This is a genomic window from Streptacidiphilus jiangxiensis, assembly GCF_900109465.1.
Classification (GTDB): Bacteria; Actinomycetota; Actinomycetes; order Streptomycetales; family Streptomycetaceae; genus Streptacidiphilus; species Streptacidiphilus jiangxiensis.
Map to the genome: position 1 here is coordinate 70,379 of NZ_FOAZ01000007.1, position 19,400 is coordinate 89,778.

Here is a 19,400-nt window from a genome sequence, read left to right on the forward strand (position 1 = left end):
GTGACCGTAGCTCATCTGCTGCCACTGGCCGTCGCGATCCCGCTGCTCGGCGCCACGCTGTTGGCCGTCGTGGGCCGCTGGCTGCCACGGACCGGCTGCGACATCCTCGCGACGACCGCCGCCACTGCCGAACTGGTCTGCCTGGCCCTGGTGTGGACCCGCAGCGGCGATACCGGCGTCTCCGCCCTCGGCGGTTGGCCCGCCAGCGTGGGTATCGTGCTGGCCGCCGACCGGATCGGGGCCGGGCTGGCGCTGCTGGTCGGAGTGCTGGTCCTCGCCGTGATCGTGTACTCCTGGCGATACTTCGACGAACCACGCGGCGAACACGCCGGCGTCTTCCCCGCGCTGATCCTGCTCTTCCAGGCCGGCATGGCCGGGTTCGCCCTCACCGGCGACCTGTTCAACGCCTTCGTGTTCTTCGAACTCATGGGCGCCGCCGCCTACGCGCTCACCGGGTACCACATCGAGGACCCCCGGCCGCTCCAGGGAGCGTTGACCTTCGGCATCGTCACCTCCTTCTCCGCCTACTGCTCCCTGCTCGGCATCGGCCTGCTGTACGCGCGCACGGGCGAGCTGAACCTTGCCCGCCTCGGCCAGTACCTGGCCGCCCATCACACAGACGTACTCACCGTTGTCGCGTTCGTGCTGATCTGCACCGCGCTGCTCGTCAAGGCGGCCGTCGTGCCGTTCCACTTCTGGCTGCCCGACGCCCACGCGGTCGCGCCGACTCCGGTCTGCATGCTGATGTCGGGCGTCATGGTCGAACTCGGCGTCTACGGCGTCGCCCGCGTCTACTGGACCGTGTTCGCAGGGCCGGGTGGCATCCCGCATACAGCGTTCCGGACCACGTTCGCGACGCTCGGCGTGCTCACCGCCCTGGTCGGAGCGCTCATGTGCTGGCAGCAACGGCACCTCAAACGCCTGCTCGCCTTCTCCACCGTCAGCCATATCGGCCTTTTCCTAACCGCCGTCGCGTTGCTCACCCCGGCCGGGGTCGCCGGGGTCGCCGTCTACGTTGCCGCGCACGGCTGCGTCAAAGCCGCGCTCTTCGCGTTGACCGGTGTGTTGCTGGACCGCTACGGCTCTGTCGACGAGCACGGACTGCACGGCAGGGCCCGAGAGTTGCGCTTCGTGGGCGTGCTGTTCGTCGTCAGCGCGCTGGCCCTGGTCGGCCTGCCGCCGTTCGGCACCGGGCTGGGCAAGGCCCTCAGCGAGGACGCCGCCTCACGGTGGCAGCCGTGGCTGCCTGTCGTGTTCGTCGTGGCCTCCGCTGTCACGGGGGCAGCCGTTCTCCGCGCGGGCTTGCGGATCTTCTGGGGCGCCGGCCCCGTGCCCGCCGACGCGCCGGACGCGGAGGAGACCACGGGTGAGGGCGAGGAGCCCGAGATCCGGTCCCCCGAGCGGACCCTGCCTGCGACGTTGACCCTCGTCCCGGCGCTTCTCCTGGTTCTCGCCGCCGTCGCCGGCTGTCTGCCGGGCGTCGCCGTCGCCCTCGCGCACGGCGCCGCAGCATTCACCGACCCCGCCCACTACGCCCAGGCGGTGACCACCGGGGCCACCGGCCCTCTGGCTGTGCCCGCGCCCGCCACGGCATGGACGGTGCCCGGTGTTCTGCTGGGCCTGCTGTCCACTGGGCTGGCCGTCGCCCTGGCGGCGGCCGCGGTCCACGCGCGCGTCCCGCGACTGAGCCGCTCCCACCCGGCCGCCCGCGCCGTCCACACGTTGCGCCGCCTGCACTCGGGGCACCTGGGCGACTACCTGGCCTGGCTCGCCGTCGGCGTCGCAGCCTTGTGCGCCGCACTGGCCGCGCAACTGTGAACGCCACCGCCTTCCGCGGGCCACGCGGAAGGGGTGTGCAGCGGGCCGGTGACGGAGCCCAGACAGGCCACGGTGTATCTGACGGTCCCCACTGAAGGCCAGGTGTTCACCCCATCGGCCGGCCGCCGGGGACAGGAGGCGCGGCCCTCGCCAACAGCGGATTCCGAGGCCCGCGGCGCACGGGAGGGTGTCGCGTGTGGGAGACGGCCAGAATGGTGGGTATGGACGCTGTGCAGGAGTACATCGACGCGATCCCGCCTGAACATCGGTTCCTGTTTGACCGGGTGAGCGGGCTGATTCTGGAGAGCTTCCCGGGGGCGAGCCCGGTACTGTCCTACGGGATGCCGACCTACCGGGTCGGAAAGCGCAAGCTGCATGTCGGGGCCTGGCAGCACGGCATCTCGCTTTACGGGTGGGGCAAGGATCGCGATGGCGGCTTCACCAGTCGGCATCCCGAACTCGTCACCGGGAAAGCAACCATTCGCCTGCGTTCGAAGGACGTGGGCGTCACCGACGCCGAGCTGCGCGAACTCATCCGCGCCACGCTGAAGGCCTGAGCCAAACCCGTCCACATGTGCGGATGCGAGCTCACCGGCGTCGACACGTTCGCCAGGACCGGCCGGAGGCCACGGCCGGTGGGGCCTGTGCTCACGCAGGGCGCGGCAGGTCTACGGGAAAGTTCCCCGGCATCGCCGGGCCGGGGGCGATCATCCGGGCTGCTGCGCTTGGTGCCCGGACATCGCCGCAGTGGAGGCCGGCTCTGGTGCTTCCCGGGTCGTGAACCACGTGTTCGCGGTCGCGCGGCAGGCTCGGCCGCCTGAGGTGTCCGCAGTCCAGTCCCTCGCCCAGCTCGACCGCACGGCCTCCCGACTGGCCCAGGCTCTGCCGGGGTATCCGCGTGCCTGTCTGGAGGGGACGACGACGGTGTGAGGCGAGCGGTCGTCGAGTTTGGTGCGCAGCTCGGCCAGGATGCGGGCGAGCTGCCGGGAGACCTGCATCTGGGAGCAGCCGATGCGGCCCCCGATTTCGCTTCGAGTGAGGTCGTCGGCGAAGCGCAGAGCGAGGATGCGCTGGTCGGCCTCGGGCAGCGTGGGGAGGATCTGCCGCAGCGCGGTGAGGTCGACGATGTTCTCCAGGTCCCGGTCAGGGGCGCCGAGGCGCCGGTGGAGGGCGCTGCCACCTTCCCCATCGTCCCCGGCCAGGCCGGTATCCGGGGTGGCGGCGGTGTACGCGTCGCCGGCGAGGAGGCCCTCGGCGACGTCTTGCTCGGTGGTGCCGAGGCGGGAGGCGAGTTCGTGCCGGGTGGGTTCCCGGCCCAGTTCGTGCTCCAGGGCCTCGCCAGTCTTGACGAGTTGCAAGCGCAGCTCCTGTGGGCGTCGGGGTACGTGGACCGCCCAGCTGGTGTCGCGGAAAAGGCGCTTCATCTCGCCGGTGATGGTGGGCAGCGCGTAGCTGACGAATTCGACCCCTCGCCGCGGATCGAAGCCGTTGATGGCTTTGATCAGCCCCATGACACCGACCTGGAGGACGTCCTTGACCGGTTCGCGCCGGTGCGCGAAACGCTGGGCCGCGGTGCTGACCAGGCTCATGTTGGGTTCGACCAGGGTGTTGCGGACGTGGGAGTAGGTGGCGCTGCCCTCCCCAGCTCGCAAAGCTGCAGTAGCAGCACGTCGGTCAGCGCCCGGATCTCCATCACTTCCAGCGTCACCGGGTCGCAGGAGATCGGGGCCGCTCCAGCCGCTGCGTCGGGAACTTCGTCCTGGGCGAGAGCGCGCGGGGTCTTGAGCGAGGGATCGGAGCCGTTGCGTGTCGGATGGGCGGATGCCGTTGACACGGTCACTTCCCTCCTGGATGCAGCTCCGCTTGGATGGGCCGGGAAAGTCGGCCGCCGCCATGGGCTTCCCGCTCGTGACAGCCGGGGGCTGGCCTCATGGGTCGTGCGGCGCCAAAACGTCGTCGGGCCGCTGGGTTTGTGCGGTCAAGACGGCCAAGAGCTCGTCGACCGTGGGGCCGGCGTCGGCGGGGTGCCGCAGCTTGGTGCCGTGCTGGACGCAGTACCGGTTCGCACGTCCGTCGCGGGCGTGGCTGAGGTAGCCGGCCGTTTCCAGGTCGGCGATGATGCGCTGCACCGCCCGCTCGGTCAGCAGGCAGCGCGAAGCGATGTCGCGCACCCGGATGCCGGGGTCGCGGGCAATCTGGGCAAGGACCCGTGCATGGCTCGTCAGGAACGTCCACCGGGTCGCCCGAGGCGGGGTGGTCTCCTGGTCCATACCTCCCACATTGACCCGATTATCACGGCATTGCAAACGCGACATCCATTTCGTGTCATGAGGAGGCGAGGACGTCCCGGGGTCGCATCGTCCCTCCCATGGATCGGACCGCGACGTCATTGTTCGACGCCCGACGGCCGCCCGGATGCCGGCCCCTCCGCCTTATCCGCACAGACATGCCAATGTGGCAGGCCCAAGACCACCACCAAGCCGTCCAGTTCACCCCATGTTGTGGGTCCTGTGCGCGCCTCCGATTGTCCTCGCTGTTGCCGCCGGCGCACCCAAGGGCTGACCCCGCATGCCCCGCACCAGGTGCAGTACACGTGGCGTGGCTTCGGGCTATCGGGTTAGAAGCCACCCATAGCCCGCAGGGGCAGGTGGATCAGGAGGCTGTGCCGTGAGTGACGAGGAGGTGGGCGCGCGGGAGCGCCATGAGACCCCGGCGCAATCGGCGGACCGACGGTGGTCGGATCTGACCCAGGAGGTGCGGATCGCCCAGACCGGATCGCAGATCATGTTCGGCTTCCTGCTCTCGGTGGCCTTCACAGACCGGTTCGCGCGCCTGCACGGCTTTGACCGCGGCCTGTACGTCGTCGTGGTCATCCTCGGCGCACTCGCGACCGGCACTTTGATCGCGCCGGTCACCTACCACCGGCTCCTTGCCGGGCACCACGTCAAATCACAGATGGTCGGAGCGGTGAGCCAGCTGGTGGCGGTCGGGGTGTGCCTGCTGGCGGCCGCGATCGGGGCTGCGCTGCTCCTGCTGCTCCGCGTCGCCGGGCTGGGCTGGGCCGCCTGGCCGATCGTCGCCGCAGTGTTGGTCTGGTTCGCGCTGTGCTGGCTCGCCCTCCCGCTGCTCCTGCGCCGACGCGACGCACCCAGCCGTGACGACGAAGCTCCGCCTGGCGGAGCCAGCCGGTAACCGACGGCGGGCTCGCGCCATCCAGCGGGATCAGCATCAGTGTCCGAAAAGATGACGATGCGGACGGTGCGTACGCAGCGGTGCACCGGCAGCCGTCCCGGCCGGGGTCGCGGTCTCCTCGTCGACGGCTACTGCCCGAGCGGTTGTGGCACGCGGCGCGGCCGCGTGCGCACCGTGCGAGCTCCGCAGCAGGGCGCGGCGCCGACTCGACAGGCGTCCGCCCAGGCCCATCAGGGCGAGGGCGAAACAGATCCCGGCCCTGGGCCGCGTGCGTTGCCCGCAGACGGGCAATCGACCTGGTCCGTCACCAGCGTGCGCAGCACCGTGTCGAACAGCGCGCCGCAGCCCTGACGCCGCCGCCGGTGCACGACAGCGTCGCCGACCGTGTAAAACAGGCGTTGGAGTGCGAGCACCTGCGTCGCCTCCTGGCGAGCCTGACGCCGCTTCAACGTGAGGCGATCAGGCTTGCCTTCTGCGAGGACTGCACGCACGTCCAGGTCGCCCTGCGCTTGGGCATTCCCGTCGGGACCGCCAAGAGCCGGATCCGCGGAGCGTTGATCCGGCTCCGTCGAGAACTTGAGGCGTGACCCAGGCCAGGTGAGGGCGCACACGTACAACCGGAAGCCCCGGACTGGTCGTTCTGGCCTGGTCGATCCGAGGCGTGGCGCGAGGGAGGGGCGAACTGCCCTCACCTCGCAACCGATCCAGCACCCTTGCGTGGACCCCGGGTCGACCAGCCCGGTACTGCGGGTTTCAGTCCAGGGTGCCCTGGAGGGTCTGGAACCACAGGAAGACGTTGGTCGGGATCGGGGCGGTGACGCCGTTCTTCGGGTCCTTCGCCAGCTTCTGGGCCTCGGCGAAGCTCTTGGCCTGCTCGATCTTCTGGAAGGAACAGGGGTTGGTCACACCAATGACGTAGACCGGCCACCATTCGGGCCGGTTGAAGTTGCGGTCGGCGATCAGGTGGTCGTGGCCGGGCAGCGGCACATTCTTCAGCTTGCTCGCCGGGACCCCCAGGGCACCGGCAATGCGGGTGAGGTCGATCGTCATCGGGTGGTCCACGCAGGGCCCGGCCGGGCACTGCAGATGGCCCGGCGCAGGCGCAAACAGCGGGACGGGGATGTAGAGCGGGTCGGTGAACGCGTCGGAGGTGGTGCCGGGCGGCACGTGCTTGTACTTCGCCCCGACCTCACAACCGTTCGAGGACCCGGCGGACACCGACGGGTCGCAGTAGAAGTTCTGGGTGTACAGGAACCGGACGGTGTGCCCCTCGTACCAGCCCTCGGTGGTGCCGATGTTCTGACACAAGTCTTGCGGCAACCCGGTCATGCACGGGTGCGCCAGCGGCTGGACGGCCTTCGAACCGGACGGCGGAGGACCGAAGCCGCCGCCGGCCGCGCCCGCGGAAGAGACACTGCCCAGCAGGGCGACCACGGACAGGGAAGCGGTGACGACGGATCGAGTGAGGCGCGAGCGCATCTGATCAGGTTCCAATCACGGGGAGCAGCGGGGGCGGATGCCCCCATCTCCCAATGAGTCCCCGACTCCGCTCGCACGTGGCCATGCTCAGCCTGCTATGAACATATTGGATGACGGCCGTTCGGCTCACACGCGCCACCGCGCCCGTCACGGCCTGCCTCTTCTTGTAGCGAAGCGACCGCGGCCCGACAGGCCGTCTCGGCCTACCGGCGCCGCATGTGTCCGTCCCGGATCTCGCTCCCGCCCGGGACGCAGAACTTCCCTCGTCCTGGGAGGGTTCACAGATGCGCTGCCCAACATCGATGCTCTGAAGGGTGCAACACAGCCCGCAAGTTCCTCATGGCCTCGGCCGTGGCTAACCCCCGATTTTCCGGAACGTGCCTACCGCCAGCCGCCGTTCATGAATCATGCGAAGTCGGCGATGCCTCGTCGCCACGGGCTTGGCGTCGAGGCATCGCCTGCCGTTCCGGGTCAGGCTCCAGGTCAGCAGGAGACGTTGCCGGGGCCGATGTCCGTGCCGAGCACCTCGACGAACTGCTTGTAGAGGTTGATCCGGTCGTCGCGCTCGCCCGGGTTCTTCCCGTCGCATTCCAGGTCGCCGTTGAGCGCGCGGATCGTCTCGCCGAAGCCCTTGCCCTGGGCCATCGCGTCGTGGGCGGTCATCGTCCCGGCGCCCTTCTGTCCGTTCCAGATCCACAGGGCGGTTTTCCAGGACACCGCTGGGTCCCGCTCCGCCGCGTAGGGGTTGTGCAACAGGTCGATCCCGAGGGCGTCGCCGGCGGCCTTGTAGTTGTAGTTCCAGGCGATCTGCAGCGGGCCGCGCCCGTAGTAGGCGCTCACTCCGGCAGGGCAGCCGTAGGGCTGGCTGGTGTCGCAGTAGTGGGAGTAGTTGGCCGTGTTCTGCTCGACGACGTAGTGGAGACCGCCTGTCTCGTGGCTGGCGTTGGCCAGGAACGCGGCAGCCTCGCGCTTGCGTGTCGCGTCGTCGCCGGTTGTGGCGAAGGCGGGGTAGGCGTTCAGCGCTGCTACCAGGCCCCGGTAGGAGTAGAAGGAGCTCCTGCTCGGGAACATCTGGTTGTACTGGGCCTCGCTGACCACAAAGCCTGAAGCGGCGACGGCGTGTCCGGCGGGAAGAGCCACGGCCATCCCCGCCCCGACCGCCACAGCGGCGAGCGCGGCCAGGACGCGGGATCGGATGCGAAACAGGAACCGTGGTGCGCTCATCTGGAGCCCTCCGGCAAAGTTGATCACTGATGGTGATCACTATTGCCGAGCGGGGCGCCCTGGCGGACTCTGACGCCGCCCCCATCTGGATGAAAGAGCGCGCGTTCCGTCGAGCAGCCGGTCGGGCGATTCGAGCGTCCTGCCGCGTGCAGGCGAGTGAACGTATGCGGGCTCGCCTCGACGGGCGTTCCTCGGACATGGCGTCGTCGACAGGCTTCCCGCCTTCACGGACACATGTCAACTGCGAGCCGTGGCAGACCCTCTCGGCGGTCGGAGCTGGCCGGATGTGGCGACCGTCGCCCGTCTGGAGAGATTCCTGCGCGTGGCGCTCCACTTCCAGCGGCACTTCTCAGCCGTGCCCGATTCACGGGTGGATTCCATCCCCGTGGAGTGAGTCGACGGCGGCGCGACGGACGCTCGCCCTGACAGGGGACAATCTCTTGCGTTCCCAATCCGACACGCGTTCACATGGCCGCCGGCTCCACACGGGGATCGTTGTTGTAGACGGGGTTGTGTTCCTCGTATCGCTGCAGGGCCAGGCCCAAGCCGAAGAACGTCGGCGCCCACTCGCCGACGAAGATCCCCCAGCGGTCCGCGCGCTCTACACCGGCGGCCTCCAACCTCATGGCGACGGTCCAGGACGCGAATGACAACCCGATCGAGGCGAACGCTGCAATGTAGGCGTGCTCCGACCTCAGTCCGACCTCGTGCAGCTTCTTGACGATCATCACAGGCCTCCCTGCAGCGCGGCTTCATGAGCCTTCAGCCTGCGAGAGACGCCCCTGCCACCGCGTGCCGCATCGAAGTTGAAGCGAACGACAACCCCAGGCCTGCTATAGCGGTGCGCTGGAGGGCAGTCGCAGAAGGTCCGCTCCGCCGTGGGGACATGGGCGAGCACGGCCGCCAGTTGGCCCAGCACCGCTCCCGTCGCGGCAGCGAAGTACAGGGCGTGCGCGTACGCCTTCAAATACTGCGCGCGGCCCACGCCGCGCAGACGTGAAGTGCGTCCACGGCCTCCTAGCCGGTCGGCGGTGAAGGCCGGGCGTTCACGGCACTCGCGTGTGGCTGCGCGGGCCGTTCAGTCCCGCTATGCGCCGGCCGCGGTGACGCTCTGGCCGTAGTAGAACAGGCCGGTGGGCTTGTAGCGATGCTTGACCCGGGCGAGGCGCTGGTAGTTCGCGCCGTAGTAGGCGTGCTGCCAGTCGCCGAGGTCGGGGTCGGGGAAGTTGACGTAGGCGGCCGTGGTGGCCAGGTGGCGGCTGAGGGTGTGTGGTGCATGGCGCGGGTCTGCGCGAGGAGGGCGTCGACCTGGTCGGTGGGGGTGCCTGGCTCCCAGTGGGTGCCGATGTCGATGACGAAGGTGGCGTCGCGGTGGGGGTAAGCGGTCTCGTCATTGCGGATGTCGTCGCCAGGGTGAAACCGGGCCTTCGGCCCGAATGCGATCCCGGGTGCACGACAGCGCGTCGGCCGGAAGACTGAAGGGCGGACGTGCGCCCTCACCAGTGGCGGTGATCGAGATGACCGTGGCCGAGACGAACCAGTGGGACGGCCCGGCCCGGCAGATGCTGGCGGGCCTGCTCGCGGCCAGCCACTTGATGCCGCTGGAGACTCTCCCCGATACCTTGGCGGACGGATGCGCCGCCCTGGGCGGATTCACGCACGTGCTGGTCTACCTGGCGGACCTGGAACTTCGACACTTGCGGCTGCTGACCGGCAGGGGCCAGGATGCTGGCCAGGACCCCGGAAACAACCCGGCGGAGTTGCGAATCGACGGAACCCTCGCAGGCCGTGCCTACCAGGTCGGGGAGATCCTCGCCGCCGGCCCGGAACAGCCCGACGGCCGGCGCCGGTGGTGGGTCCCCATGCTGAACGGCACCGAGCGACTCGGCGTCCTGCGGCTCACCACCGCGCGCACGGACGACGCGGTCCGCGAGGACATCGAGGCCCTGGCGGCGCTGACCGCCTTGGTCGTCGCGAGCAAGCGCGACCGCAGCGACTCCTACGCTCGTCTGACTCGCACCGCCCCGATGTCGGTGGGCGCCGAGATGCAGTGGCATCTCATGCCGCCGCGCACCTACGCCGACGGCCGCGTGGTCATCGCCGCAGCACTGGAGCCCGCCTACCAGGTCAGTGGCGACGCCTACGACTACGCCACGGCCGGAACCCACGTCCACCTGTCGATCTTCGACGCCATGGGCCATGACACGGCCGCTGGGCTGACCGCGAACCTGGCCATGGCCACCTGCCGCAGCTCTCGACGCCAGGGCTGCACCCTGGTGGAGACGAGCGAGCGGATCGAGGCGGACCTGCTCGAACAGTTCCACCGCAGCCGCTACGCCACGGGCATCCTCGCCGACCTGGACACGACCAGCGGCCAGCTCACCTTCGTCAATCGCGGGCACCACCTCCCGTTGATCATCCGCTCCGGGCGCTGGACCGCCAGTCTGCGGTGCGAGCCCGCCCACCCCATGGGCACCGACCTCGGCCTGCCCGTCACGCTGTGCCGTGAGCAGCTCGAGCCAGGCGACCGGATCGTGATGTACACCGACGGCATCACCGAGGCCCGGCGCGCGGGCGGCCCCGAATTCGGCCTCGCGCGGTTCGTCGAACTCCTCCTGCGCTATCACGCGGACGGTCTTCCTGTGCCCGAGACGCTGCGCCGCATCGTGCACGCGGTCTTGGACTATCACTCCGGAGAACTGCAGGACGACGCGACCATCCTGTTCTGCGAATGGCTCGGCACCGACCCGCAGCCCTCCACTCAAGCAGCCGACCTGACTGGACTGCCCTGACGGCAGGCTGCACAGACGACGTCCGGCGACGGAACCACAGAGGTGGTGCGGGTCGTGCACCTTGGCGCTACGACGGCTGGGCTGTTCCGTCCGTTCACGCCGATGTGCCGGAAAGGAGGCTGGCACGGCGCTGAGCGGTGCGGCCAAGGTCGTCCCGAGCCGCCAGCGGAGTCTGAACCGCGGCCAGTCCGACAAGGCCACGTGTGGTGCTCAGATCCCCCTCAGCGCAAGGCGCGGCGGGCCTTGCCGTTCTCACGGGTGAGTGACGATGGCTCAGATCTCATGCCGGGACGGGCGTGTCGACGGTCGCGTAATGAATTGCGCGACCGTCGACAGGGCGGTCACTGATCCGCCAGGAGTGCGTCGCGCAGCTGTGCCAGCACGCGCGACAGGAGCCGGGAGACGTGCATCTGGGAGATGCCCAGGCGTGCGCCGATCTCGGCCTGGGTGAGCTCGCCGGTGAAGCGCAGGGCGAGGATGGTGCGCTCGCGTTCAGGGAGCTGGGCGATCAGCGGCTTGAGGGACTCCAGGTTCTCGACGCCTTCCAGGGCGGCGTCGGTGTAGCCGAACCGGCGGCTCTGCGGGCCCTCGGAATCGGTGCCGTCGTCGGGTGCTTCCAGGGTCCCGGCGGTGTACGCGTTGCTCGCGGTGCGGCCCTCGGCGATCTCCTGCTCGGTTACGTTCAGGGCGACGGCCACTTCCGCGTCGGTGGGTTCGCGCTCGAGCTTCTGGGAGAGTTCGTCCGTGGCCTTCGCCATCCGCAGGCGGAGCTCCTGGAGTCGACGGGGCACGCGGACCGACCAGCTGGTGTCGCGGAAGAAGCGTCTGAGTTCCCCGGTGACGGTCGGCAGCGCGAAGGTGGAGAACTCCAGATTGCGATCCGGATCGAACCGGTTGATCGCTTTGATCAGGCCGACGATCCCGACCTGGAGGAGGTCCTCGGTCGGTTCGTTGCGGTGCCGGAACTGGGCCACGGCGTAGCGCACCAGGGCGAGGTTCAGCTCGACCAGGGTGTTGCGCACGTAGGAGTAGTCCGCGGTGCCTTCAGTCAGTTCGCGAAGGCGTGTGAAAAGCTGCCTGGACAGCTCGCGTGCTTCGTCGGTGTCGACGGCGTGCGGCGCGGGCAGCCGCGCAGGTGCCCTGTCGGGTGCGAGGGTTTGTGAATGGGACATGGAACGGGTCCTTGGGTGGAGTGCACCCGCACGACTGGATGTGGTGAGGGCCGTCCCTCTCTGGGGGCGTTCTGCGGGCGGTTACCCCGCAGCGCATCCCCCAATCGGATTTCTTCCATGGCCTGCAGCCGTCCTCTTCCGCGCGGATCAAGCCGGCAGACGATCCGCTGCCTGGACGGTCCTCGAGATCACCCGGGGTGCCGGTCGGAGCCGGGGGCGTCGTCGAAGTACCTGCCGGTCTTCTCCCGGTAGCCGGCGAAGGCCTCCGCTGAGTCGGCGCTGTACTCGGGGGCGCGCCTGAGTCGCTGCTTGCCGCAGTGCAGCTGGACGGTGTTGCACGCGTCGTCGACGCCGGCGATCAGACCCGCGGGTACGGCCGGGAGCCTGCCGAAGAACCAGGGCCCGGTGTTGACCACGAGCAGTCCGGTGGAGACGTCGTCGACCGTGCGCAGGACACGGCCCAGTCGCCCGTCCACGGCCCGCACGGTGTACCCGGTAAGGCTCCCCAGCCCGGCGTGTCCCTCGAGTTCGAAGTGCCAAAGGTCGGTGCGGTCCGGTGCGGTCGCCATCTTGGGTCCCCTTCCGTGTCGGTCCGGGTTTCAGAAGGGCGCGCGATTCGGGCGCGCGACGAATCTGGAGGGGCACGGGCGCGCTGACCAGCGGTGCCTGCTCCGGTGACGGACGCGGGGAGCCCCTACCGCTGGTGCTCACGGGCCTTCGACATGCGCGGCGGCCTCCGTGGACACGGCGATGCAGTCCACGTCTATGCGGTCGGCCAGGCTGTCCAACATGTCCTTGACCGCGCTCACGGTGCGTGGATCGCCCTCTCCGGCGGTCCAGCCAGACATCTCATCGCTGACTTCGCGGAGCAAGGACGTGAGGGTGAGCGCAGGCACCAGCACTTCGCCGTCCGTCAGGCAGACTAGTTCGATCGTCATCTGCTTCACCGTGATCACTTCCCCGGTGCACTGCGCGAGGGGTTTCGCGCTGTCGCACGACGGCTACCCCTGCACACGCCCCGCACACCTTGTGAGTACGCGCGGGTCTGCCGAGGTGTGGTGATCGCCGGGTGTCAAGCCGTCAGCACGGGGCATTCTCCTGGCCCGGGCCCTGGTCCGGCGCAGCACCTTAGGAGACGTCATGGTCACCGACAGACAGGACGACGCCGACACGCTTCCGCAGCACTACAGCGCGGCGCTGGACCACTTCGGACATCTGGTCCGACAGATCGAGCCCTACCAGTGGGGCCACCGGACACCGTGCAGACAGTGGTCGGTGCGGGCCCTGGTCAACCACGTCATCGTCCAGCAGCTGTGGGTGCCGCCGTTGCTGGCCGGGACCCCGGCCGTCGCCCTGGCCGATCGGGAGGGTACCGATGCGCTCGGGCCGGCCCCGGTCCTCGCCTGGAAGCGCGCCGCGACGCTCGCCGAGGAAGCCGTGCACACCACCGGCGCCCTCGATCGCACGGTCGTGCTGTGGGCCGGCTCCGCGTCCGCCGCCCACCTGTGCAGCCAGATCGCCATGGACACTGTGGTTCACGCCTGGGACCTCGCCTGTGGTCTGGGCGCCGAGGAACGGCTCCCTGACCCGCTGGTGGACTTCGCCCTGCGCGAGCTGTCGGGCTATGCCGACCGACTGCCAGCCACTGGACTGTTCGACCCGCCGCTGTCCGCACCGCACGGCGCCGACCCGCAGACCCGCCTGCTCGCGCTCACCGGCCGGAGCGCCGCGGACAGTGGCCAGCGCTGACCTGTGTGAGTGGCGGACCGCGCGGAATCCCTGCACGGCAGGTCGCGGTCGGAATGAGCGGGCCATATCGCAGCCCGTAAGGCGGGCAGACTGGAGAGGTGATTCTGGTCGCGCCGGCGTCAAGGAGGTGTCATGGCACAGGACGGCGGTGGGCATGCGGGCCGGTCCGTTCCGGACGCCTGGTCTCTTCCGGCTGCGTACCTGGACCTGGCGGCCGAGCTGGCGCGGAGCGAGGATCGCCATCTGCTGGATCTTGCTACCGGTGTTCTGGTGGCGCAGCAGTCGATGGAGCCCGCTGTTGCGGCGGAGTCCTTGCGCCGGTTGGCTGCGCGGGCCGGGGTCCCGGTCCGCGATCTTGCGGCGGACCTGGTCAGCGGCGCGTGCGGGGTTCCCATCGAGGCCTCCGAGGCATCCGATGGGTCACTGGCTGCTTCGCGGGCCCGGCTGGAAGCTGTGACGGCGGCGGAGGTGAGCCGGGATCTGGGCGATGTCACGCGCACGCTACTTCGTGCACTGCAGCCGCTCGGAGTCCAGGGTCTGCTCGTATGGCGGCGCACAGCGAGCGACTGCCTGCGCTTGGCCGCTTCCGCCGGGTTCACGCCCCTGGACCGCGCGCGGTGGTCGCAGATTCCGCCGCAGTGGCAGGCCCTGCCCCAGCGGGCGCTGGCCGAGGCGGAGCCGATCTGGCTGCCGCACGGCGTCGGGGACGCGGGTGAGCTGCCGGGACCGGCCCTGGAGGCGGCGCGCGCGGTGTTGCCCCTGCGGCACGAGGGGATTTCCTGCGGCGTGGTTCTGGTGGCCTGGCGCGAGCCGCGCGCGATGAACCGGGAGTTGCGTCTGCAGGTCAGCGGCGTGCTGGACGTGCTTGCCCGGGTGCTGGGGAGTGTCCGGCACCTGACCGATCCCGGCGGAACGCTGCCGGTGCTGGCCTCGACGCTCGATCTGCTGGCCGAGCCGGCGATAACGCTGCGCAAAGCACGCGAGGAGGCCGCAGACGGATCGCCGGTGCTGTTCGTGGAGCACATGAACGCGGCCGCGCAACGGAGGGGCAGCGGCGTGCCAAGGCCTGTGGGCAGGCCGCTCGCGCATGTCCTGCCGCAGGTCGCGGACGACCTCACCGCACTGGTTGCTGAGGCGTACCGGCACCAGGCGGTGCAGCGGGCGCCCCGGCTTCCCGTCGCAAAGCAGCCGGGCACCGTGCCGCTGTTGAACGTGCGTGTACTGCCGGTCTCAGCCGAACGGTGTGCGGTGCTGTGGCACGCGGAGGGACGCGACCACAGCTTCTCGGTGCTCAACCGCGCGGGCCGCCTGGGCTCACTGGCCGCGTTCGAGGACGACCGGGCCCGCGGTGTGACGCAGTGGAGCGAGCAGGTCGCCCCGCTGCTTGGTCTGCCCGCCGACGCGGAGCCGTTCCCGCTGGAGCGGCTGGCTGACCTGGTCGTCCCCGAGGACAAGTCGGACCTCATCCGGATGCTGGACGCTTTGACTTCCCGCCTGGAGGGCGTCTCGGGGATGCTGCGGTTCCCCCGACCGGACGGGGGTGTGCGCCATGTCCGCCTCATTGCGGACCCGCTGCTCACCCACGGCACGCTCACGGGCCTGACCGGGTTCTTCCAGGACGCATCCGCCCAGTACCAGACCGAGGTGGCGCTCGCGGCGACGTTCGACCGGCTCGGCTCGGTGCAGGCCCAGGCGGATCTTCGGCACAGGCTGGCGTTGCAGTTGCAGCAGGCGATCGTGCCGGAGCAGCCCGGCCTGGACGCACTGCCCGGCTTGCGGGTCGCGGCACGATACCGGCCCGCCGCCGAGGAGTACCGGGTCGGCGGCGACTGGTACGACGTGCTGGCGCTGCCTGACGGCCGGGTTCTGATCGCCGTCGGTGACGTCGCCGGGCACGGCATCGACGCGGCCACCGGCATGGTGGCACTGAAGAACGCCCTGCGGGGGCTCAGCTGCTCCGGCAGCGAGCCAGGTGACGTGATGCGTTCGCTGAACGAGGCGGCTCTGCGCACCACCGGGCGCCCGACGGCGACCACCGTCTGCGCCTTCTTCGATCCAGTGGAGCAAACGCTGCAGTGGACCAGCGCCGGGCACCTACCCCCGCTGCTGCTGCGGGACGGCCGGGCGCGGCTGCTGGAATCCGCACCCAATTTGCTCCTCGGGGCGGTGCCCGGCACCCGGTACCAGGAGTCGCTGGTCAACCTGCGCGGCGGCGACCTGCTGCTGCTGTGCACGGACGGGCTGATCGAGCGCCGCAGGTCCTCGCTCGACGACGCCCTGGCCATGCTGGCCCGGGCCCTCGAGGGGTTGAATCGCGCCGACGACCTGGAGACGGGTGCAGACATGCTCCTGGCTGCAGCCCGGGGAGACACCGACGACGACGCCAGCCTGGTGCTGATCCGCGTCCAATCGGGCCCGCAGAGCAGTACCTAAGCTCGAACTCCCCTGATCGGTCAGGCCAGCAGGCGGCGGATCCGGCGCAGGAGGTCGTCGGCGTCGAGCGGCTTGACGATGTAGTCGGTGGCGCCGGCTGCGAGGATCGCCTCCCGGTCCGCGGGCATCGCTTTGGCCGTGACCGCGATGATCGGCAGGTGGGCGAAGCGAGGGGTGGATCTGATCCGGCGTGTGGCCTCGTAGCCGTCCAGCTCGGGCATCATCACGTCCATCAGCACGACGTCGATGTCGTCCCGGGCCTCGAGCAGGTCGATGCCCTCTTGGCCGTTGGAGGCGCTCAGGACGCGCGCGCCGTGCAGCTCGAGGACGCCGGTGAGCGCGAACACGTTGCGCTGGTCGTCGTCGACGATGAGAGCCACCCGGCCTTCAAGGCCGTTACCGAGCCGGGCCTCGTCAGCGGCCGCCGGGGCCGGGTCCCGGGTTTCGCTGGTGGGCCCGAACGAGGTCGGCCCGGCGGGCGTGCGGACGGGGACGAGGAGGGTGAACGTGCTGCCCTGGCCCGGGGAGCTCTGTGCCTGGATGACGCCGCCGAGCAGGCGGGCGATCTGGCGGCTGATCGACAGGCCGAGGCCGGTGCCGCCGTAGCGGCGGCTGGTGGTGCCGTCGGCCTGCAGAAAGGCCCCGAAGATGGTCTCCAGGTGCTCTTCGGCGATCCCGATGCCGGTGTCCTTGACGCGGAACGCCAGCACCGGGAGGCCGGGCGCGGGCGGTTCGTCGGGCAGTGCGTCCGGTGCGGCCATCTCGACGCGTAGTTCGACGCTGCCGCTCTCGGTGAACTTGACCGCATTGGAGAGCAGGTTGCGCAGGATCTGCCGCAGCCGCTGCTCGTCGCTGATGAGTTCAGCCGGGAGGTCAGGGCCGGTGCTGACGCGGAACTCCAGTGCCTTCTCGGCGGTCAGCGGCCGGAAGGTGGTCTCCAGCGCGTCCAGCAGTGGGCGCAGCGCGAAGGGTGCGGGGTTCACGTCGAGTTTGCCGGCTTCGACCTTGGACAGGTCGAGGATGTCGTTGATCAGCTCCAGCAGGTCCGAGCCGGCGGAGTGGATCACGGTGGCGTAGCCGACCTGTGTGTCCGTCAGAGTGCCGCCGGGGTTCTGCGCGAGCAATTGCGCGAGCACGAGCAGGCTGTTCAACGGCGTGCGCAGCTCGTGGCTCATGTTGGCCAGGAACTCCGACTTGTACATGGACGCGGTCGACAGCTGATGCGCACGCTCCTCCAGTTCCTGCCGTCCCTGCTCGATCTCCAGGTTCTTGGCCTCGATGTCGCGGTTGCGGTCGGCCAGCTGGGCTGCCTTGTCCTGCAGTTCCGCGTTGGACCGCTGCAGCTCCTGCTGCCGCTCCTGGAGTTCGGCGGTCAGTCGGCGCGACTGGGTGAGCAGCTCGTCGGTGCGGGTGTTGGCCAGAAGAGAGCTGACGTTGACGCCGAGCGCCTCGGTGACCATGCCCAGGAAGTCCCGGTGCAGTTGGGAGAAGCCAGCCAACGAGGCGAGTTCGACGACGCCGAGGAGCTGGTCCTCCACTACGACGGGCAGTAGCGCCAGCGAGGCAGGGGTGGCGCTGCCCGCGCCGGAGGAGACGGTCAGGTAGCCGGGCGGCAGGTTCTCGAGTACCCGTGCGCGGCGGCTGCGTGCGCACTGCCCGACGAGGGACTCGCCCATCGCGAAGCGGGCCGGTTGTCCGGCGGGGGCGCCGTAGGCGCCGACGCGGACCAGCTGCGTGCCCTCCGGGGTCTCATCGACCAGGTAGAGGGCGCCGAACACCGCGTCGACCAGCGGGGTGAGCTCGTCCAGCACCAGTTCGGCCATGGCGTCCAGGCTTCGGGGGCCCTGCATCAGGGCGGAGATTCGGGCCAGGTTGCCCTTGAGCCAGTCCTGTTCCTGGTTGGTGCGGGTGGTCTCACGCAGCGACTCGACCATGGCGTTGATGTTGTCCTTGAGGTCGCCGACCTCGCCCGGCGCTTCGACGGTGATCGAGCGGGTCAGGTCGCCCTCGGCGACGGCGCTGGTGACCTCGGCGATGGCACGGACCTGGCGGGTGAGGTTCTCGGCGAGTTCGTTGACGTTTTCGGTGAGCCGCTTCCAGGTGCCATGGACGCCCTCGACCTCGGCTTGGCCGCCGAGTCTGCCCTCGCTGCCGACCTCGCGGGCGACGCGGGTGACCTCGGCCGCGAACGACGAGAGGGTGTCGACCATGGTGTTGATGGTGGTCTTCAGTTCCAGGATCTCGCCGCGGGCGTCGACGTCGATCTTGCGGGTCAGGTCGCCCTTGGCGACGGCCGTGGTGACCTGGGCGATGTTGCGGACCTGGTTGGTCAGGTTGGTGGCCATCGAGTTGACGTTGTCGGTCAGGTCCTTCCAGGTCCCGGCGACGTTCGGGACCCGGGCCTGGCCGCCCAGCACCCCTTCGGTGCCGACCTCGCCCGCGACGCGGGTGACCTCGTCGGCGAACGCGGAGAGCATGTCCACCATGGTGTTGATCGCCTCGGCCAGGGCGGCCACCTCGCCGCTCGCCTCGACCGAGATCTTCCGGGACAGGTCCCCGCGCTCCACCGACTGGGCGACCTGGGCAATCGAGCGGACCTGGCCGGTCAGGTTGGACGCCATGACGTTGACGTTGTCGGTGAGGTCCTTCCAGGTCCCGTCCACTCCGCGGACGGTGGCTTGGCCGCCGAGCTTGCCCTCGGTGCCGACTTCGCGGGCGACGCGGGTGACCTCGTCGGCGAAGCCGGAGAGCTGGTCGACCATGGTGTTGATGGTGGTCTTAAGTTCCAGGATCTCGCCGCGCGCGTCTACCGCGATCTTCTGCGTCAGGTCGCCCGTCGCCACCGCGGTCGCGACCTGCGCGATGGCTCGGACTTGGCTGGTCAGGTTGCCTGCCATGGAGTTGACGTTGTCGGTCAGGTCCCGCCAGGTTCCGGCCACGCCGGGCACGCGGGCCTGACCGCCCAGCCGGCCCTCGGTGCCCACCTCGCGGGCCACGCGGGTGACCTCGTCCGCGAACGCGGAAAGCTGGTCGACCATGGTGTTGACCGTGTTCTTCAACGCCAGGATCTCCCCGAGGGCGTCGACCTCGATCTTCTGCGTCAGGTCGCCCTTGGCCACGGCCGTGGTCACCTGGGCAATGTTGCGCACCTGGTCGGTCAGGTTGCGGGCCATCGCGTTGACCGAGTCGGCAAGCTCCCGCCACACCCCGCGCAGCCCCGGCACCTGAGCCTGGCCGCCCAGCCGCCCCTGACCGCCGACCTCCTGCGCCACCCTGGTGACCTCCGAGGTCACCAGGGTGAGCCGGTCCAGCATGTCGTTGAAGACCACGGCTATCTCACCCAGCAGCCCGTCCGAGCCGTCCACGCCCGGTGCCAGCCGCGCCGAGAAGTCGCCGTCGCGGACCGCGGTCAAGCCCGCCAGCAACTGCGCCAGACCTTCACGGCCCCGCTGGTCAGAGGCTTTCCCCGGAGCGGGGGCACCCGGTGTCGGATGACTGTCCATCTGCGGCCTCTCCACGACTGGTCGGCCTGCCGCCCTCA

General features: G+C 69.7%; 17 protein-coding genes. 7 read left to right on the forward strand and 10 right to left on the reverse strand.

Annotated features, from left to right (window positions below; genetic code table 11):
- On the forward strand, positions 1-1,818 hold the full coding sequence (locus BMY61_RS15265; RefSeq protein ID WP_042444873.1) for a complex I subunit 5 family protein: 1,818 nt from the start codon (positions 1-3) through the stop codon (positions 1,816-1,818).
- 221 nt (positions 1,819-2,039) lie between these two features.
- Positions 2,040-2,375, forward strand: coding sequence for an iron chaperone (locus BMY61_RS15270; protein WP_042445099.1), 336 nt, complete (start codon positions 2,040-2,042; stop codon positions 2,373-2,375).
- A gap of 150 nt (positions 2,376-2,525) precedes the next feature.
- Here BMY61_RS15270 and BMY61_RS15275 read toward each other — a convergent pair whose 3' ends face one another.
- Positions 2,526-3,470, reverse strand: a complete 945-nt coding sequence (locus BMY61_RS15275) for a SigB/SigF/SigG family RNA polymerase sigma factor (RefSeq protein WP_052438511.1) — start codon at positions 3,468-3,470, stop codon at positions 2,526-2,528.
- 276 nt (positions 3,471-3,746) lie between these two features.
- Positions 3,747-4,088: a MarR family transcriptional regulator gene (locus tag BMY61_RS15280; protein WP_042444872.1), complete on the reverse strand. Its 342-nt coding sequence runs from the start codon at positions 4,086-4,088 to the stop codon at positions 3,747-3,749.
- 397 nt (positions 4,089-4,485) lie between these two features.
- Between BMY61_RS15280 and BMY61_RS15285 the strand changes: the two genes are divergently transcribed.
- Entirely contained in the window at positions 4,486-5,010 is a 525-nt protein-coding gene (locus BMY61_RS15285) for a DUF6328 family protein (RefSeq protein WP_042444871.1), read from the forward strand.
- Between the two features lie 80 nt (positions 5,011-5,090).
- Complete coding sequence (locus BMY61_RS48790) at positions 5,091-5,597, forward strand: sigma-70 family RNA polymerase sigma factor (protein WP_369405944.1); 507 nt, start codon at positions 5,091-5,093, stop codon at positions 5,595-5,597.
- A 166-nt stretch (positions 5,598-5,763) separates the two neighbouring features.
- On the opposite strand, the gene BMY61_RS15295 is transcribed toward BMY61_RS48790, so the two are convergent.
- The 4 genes from BMY61_RS15295 to BMY61_RS48795 form a co-directional block, all read right to left on the reverse strand.
- The gene (locus tag BMY61_RS15295; protein ID WP_042444870.1) at positions 5,764-6,489 is read right to left on the reverse strand and encodes a hypothetical protein; all 726 of its coding nucleotides are present in this window, start codon (positions 6,487-6,489) and stop codon (positions 5,764-5,766) included.
- Positions 6,490-6,972: 483 nt separating this feature from the next.
- Positions 6,973-7,713 carry a chitinase gene (locus BMY61_RS15300; RefSeq protein ID WP_082014874.1) on the reverse strand — a complete coding sequence of 247 codons (741 nt, stop codon included), beginning with the start codon at positions 7,711-7,713 and terminating at the stop codon, positions 6,973-6,975.
- A gap of 464 nt (positions 7,714-8,177) precedes the next feature.
- A complete protein-coding gene (locus BMY61_RS15305) occupies positions 8,178-8,441 on the reverse strand; it encodes a hypothetical protein (RefSeq protein ID WP_042444869.1) in 264 nt (87 codons plus the stop codon).
- Between the two features lie 359 nt (positions 8,442-8,800).
- Complete coding sequence (locus BMY61_RS48795) at positions 8,801-9,049, reverse strand: BBE domain-containing protein (protein ID WP_082014895.1); 249 nt, start codon at positions 9,047-9,049, stop codon at positions 8,801-8,803.
- A 226-nt stretch (positions 9,050-9,275) separates the two neighbouring features.
- Between BMY61_RS48795 and BMY61_RS15320 the strand changes: the two genes are divergently transcribed.
- Positions 9,276-10,505: a PP2C family protein-serine/threonine phosphatase gene (locus BMY61_RS15320; RefSeq protein ID WP_042445092.1), complete on the forward strand. Its 1,230-nt coding sequence runs from the start codon at positions 9,276-9,278 to the stop codon at positions 10,503-10,505.
- Between the two features lie 341 nt (positions 10,506-10,846).
- Here the strand turns inward: BMY61_RS15320 and BMY61_RS15325 are convergent, their stop codons facing one another.
- From BMY61_RS15325 to BMY61_RS15335, 3 genes are all read right to left on the reverse strand, one after another.
- Complete coding sequence (locus BMY61_RS15325; protein WP_042444866.1) at positions 10,847-11,677, reverse strand: SigB/SigF/SigG family RNA polymerase sigma factor; 831 nt, start codon at positions 11,675-11,677, stop codon at positions 10,847-10,849.
- A 188-nt stretch (positions 11,678-11,865) separates the two neighbouring features.
- Complete coding sequence (locus tag BMY61_RS15330) at positions 11,866-12,246, reverse strand: hypothetical protein (protein ID WP_042444865.1); 381 nt, start codon at positions 12,244-12,246, stop codon at positions 11,866-11,868.
- Between the two features lie 138 nt (positions 12,247-12,384).
- Positions 12,385-12,615, reverse strand: coding sequence for a hypothetical protein (locus BMY61_RS15335; RefSeq protein WP_143094354.1), 231 nt, complete (start codon positions 12,613-12,615; stop codon positions 12,385-12,387).
- A 202-nt stretch (positions 12,616-12,817) separates the two neighbouring features.
- Here BMY61_RS15335 and BMY61_RS15340 point away from each other — a divergent pair, with 202 nt between their 5' ends.
- Together BMY61_RS15340 and BMY61_RS15345 are read left to right on the forward strand one after the other, a co-directional pair.
- Entirely contained in the window at positions 12,818-13,426 is a 609-nt protein-coding gene (locus tag BMY61_RS15340; RefSeq protein WP_042444863.1) for a TIGR03086 family metal-binding protein, read from the forward strand.
- A 132-nt stretch (positions 13,427-13,558) separates the two neighbouring features.
- Positions 13,559-15,859: a SpoIIE family protein phosphatase gene (locus BMY61_RS15345; protein ID WP_052438509.1), complete on the forward strand. Its 2,301-nt coding sequence runs from the start codon at positions 13,559-13,561 to the stop codon at positions 15,857-15,859.
- 20 nt (positions 15,860-15,879) lie between these two features.
- Here BMY61_RS15345 and BMY61_RS15350 read toward each other — a convergent pair whose 3' ends face one another.
- Entirely contained in the window at positions 15,880-19,362 is a 3,483-nt protein-coding gene (locus tag BMY61_RS15350; protein WP_042444862.1) for a HAMP domain-containing protein, read from the reverse strand.
- Positions 19,363-19,400 lie beyond the last annotated feature (38 nt).

What these genes read in the sequence shown, in the direction of transcription:
- BMY61_RS15295 (WP_042444870.1), bottom strand. Translation starts at nt 6,489, where the DNA reads ATGCGCTCGCGCCTCACTCGATCCGTCGTCACCGCTTCCCTGTCCGTG.
- BMY61_RS15345 (WP_052438509.1), top strand. Translation starts at nt 13,559, where the DNA reads ATGGCACAGGACGGCGGTGGGCATGCGGGCCGGTCCGTTCCGGACGCC.
- BMY61_RS15350 (WP_042444862.1), bottom strand. Translation starts at nt 19,362, where the DNA reads ATGGACAGTCATCCGACACCGGGTGCCCCCGCTCCGGGGAAAGCCTCT.
- BMY61_RS15280 (WP_042444872.1), bottom strand. Translation starts at nt 4,088, where the DNA reads ATGGACCAGGAGACCACCCCGCCTCGGGCGACCCGGTGGACGTTCCTG.
- BMY61_RS15325 (WP_042444866.1), bottom strand. Translation starts at nt 11,677, where the DNA reads ATGTCCCATTCACAAACCCTCGCACCCGACAGGGCACCTGCGCGGCTG.
- BMY61_RS15330 (WP_042444865.1), bottom strand. Translation starts at nt 12,246, where the DNA reads ATGGCGACCGCACCGGACCGCACCGACCTTTGGCACTTCGAACTCGAG.
- BMY61_RS15270 (WP_042445099.1), top strand. Translation starts at nt 2,040, where the DNA reads ATGGACGCTGTGCAGGAGTACATCGACGCGATCCCGCCTGAACATCGG.
- BMY61_RS15300 (WP_082014874.1), bottom strand. Translation starts at nt 7,713, where the DNA reads ATGAGCGCACCACGGTTCCTGTTTCGCATCCGATCCCGCGTCCTGGCC.
- BMY61_RS15335 (WP_143094354.1), bottom strand. Translation starts at nt 12,615, where the DNA reads ATGACGATCGAACTAGTCTGCCTGACGGACGGCGAAGTGCTGGTGCCT.
- BMY61_RS15305 (WP_042444869.1), bottom strand. Translation starts at nt 8,441, where the DNA reads ATGATCGTCAAGAAGCTGCACGAGGTCGGACTGAGGTCGGAGCACGCC.
- BMY61_RS15320 (WP_042445092.1), top strand. Translation starts at nt 9,276, where the DNA reads ATGCTGGCGGGCCTGCTCGCGGCCAGCCACTTGATGCCGCTGGAGACT.
- BMY61_RS15340 (WP_042444863.1), top strand. Translation starts at nt 12,818, where the DNA reads ATGGTCACCGACAGACAGGACGACGCCGACACGCTTCCGCAGCACTAC.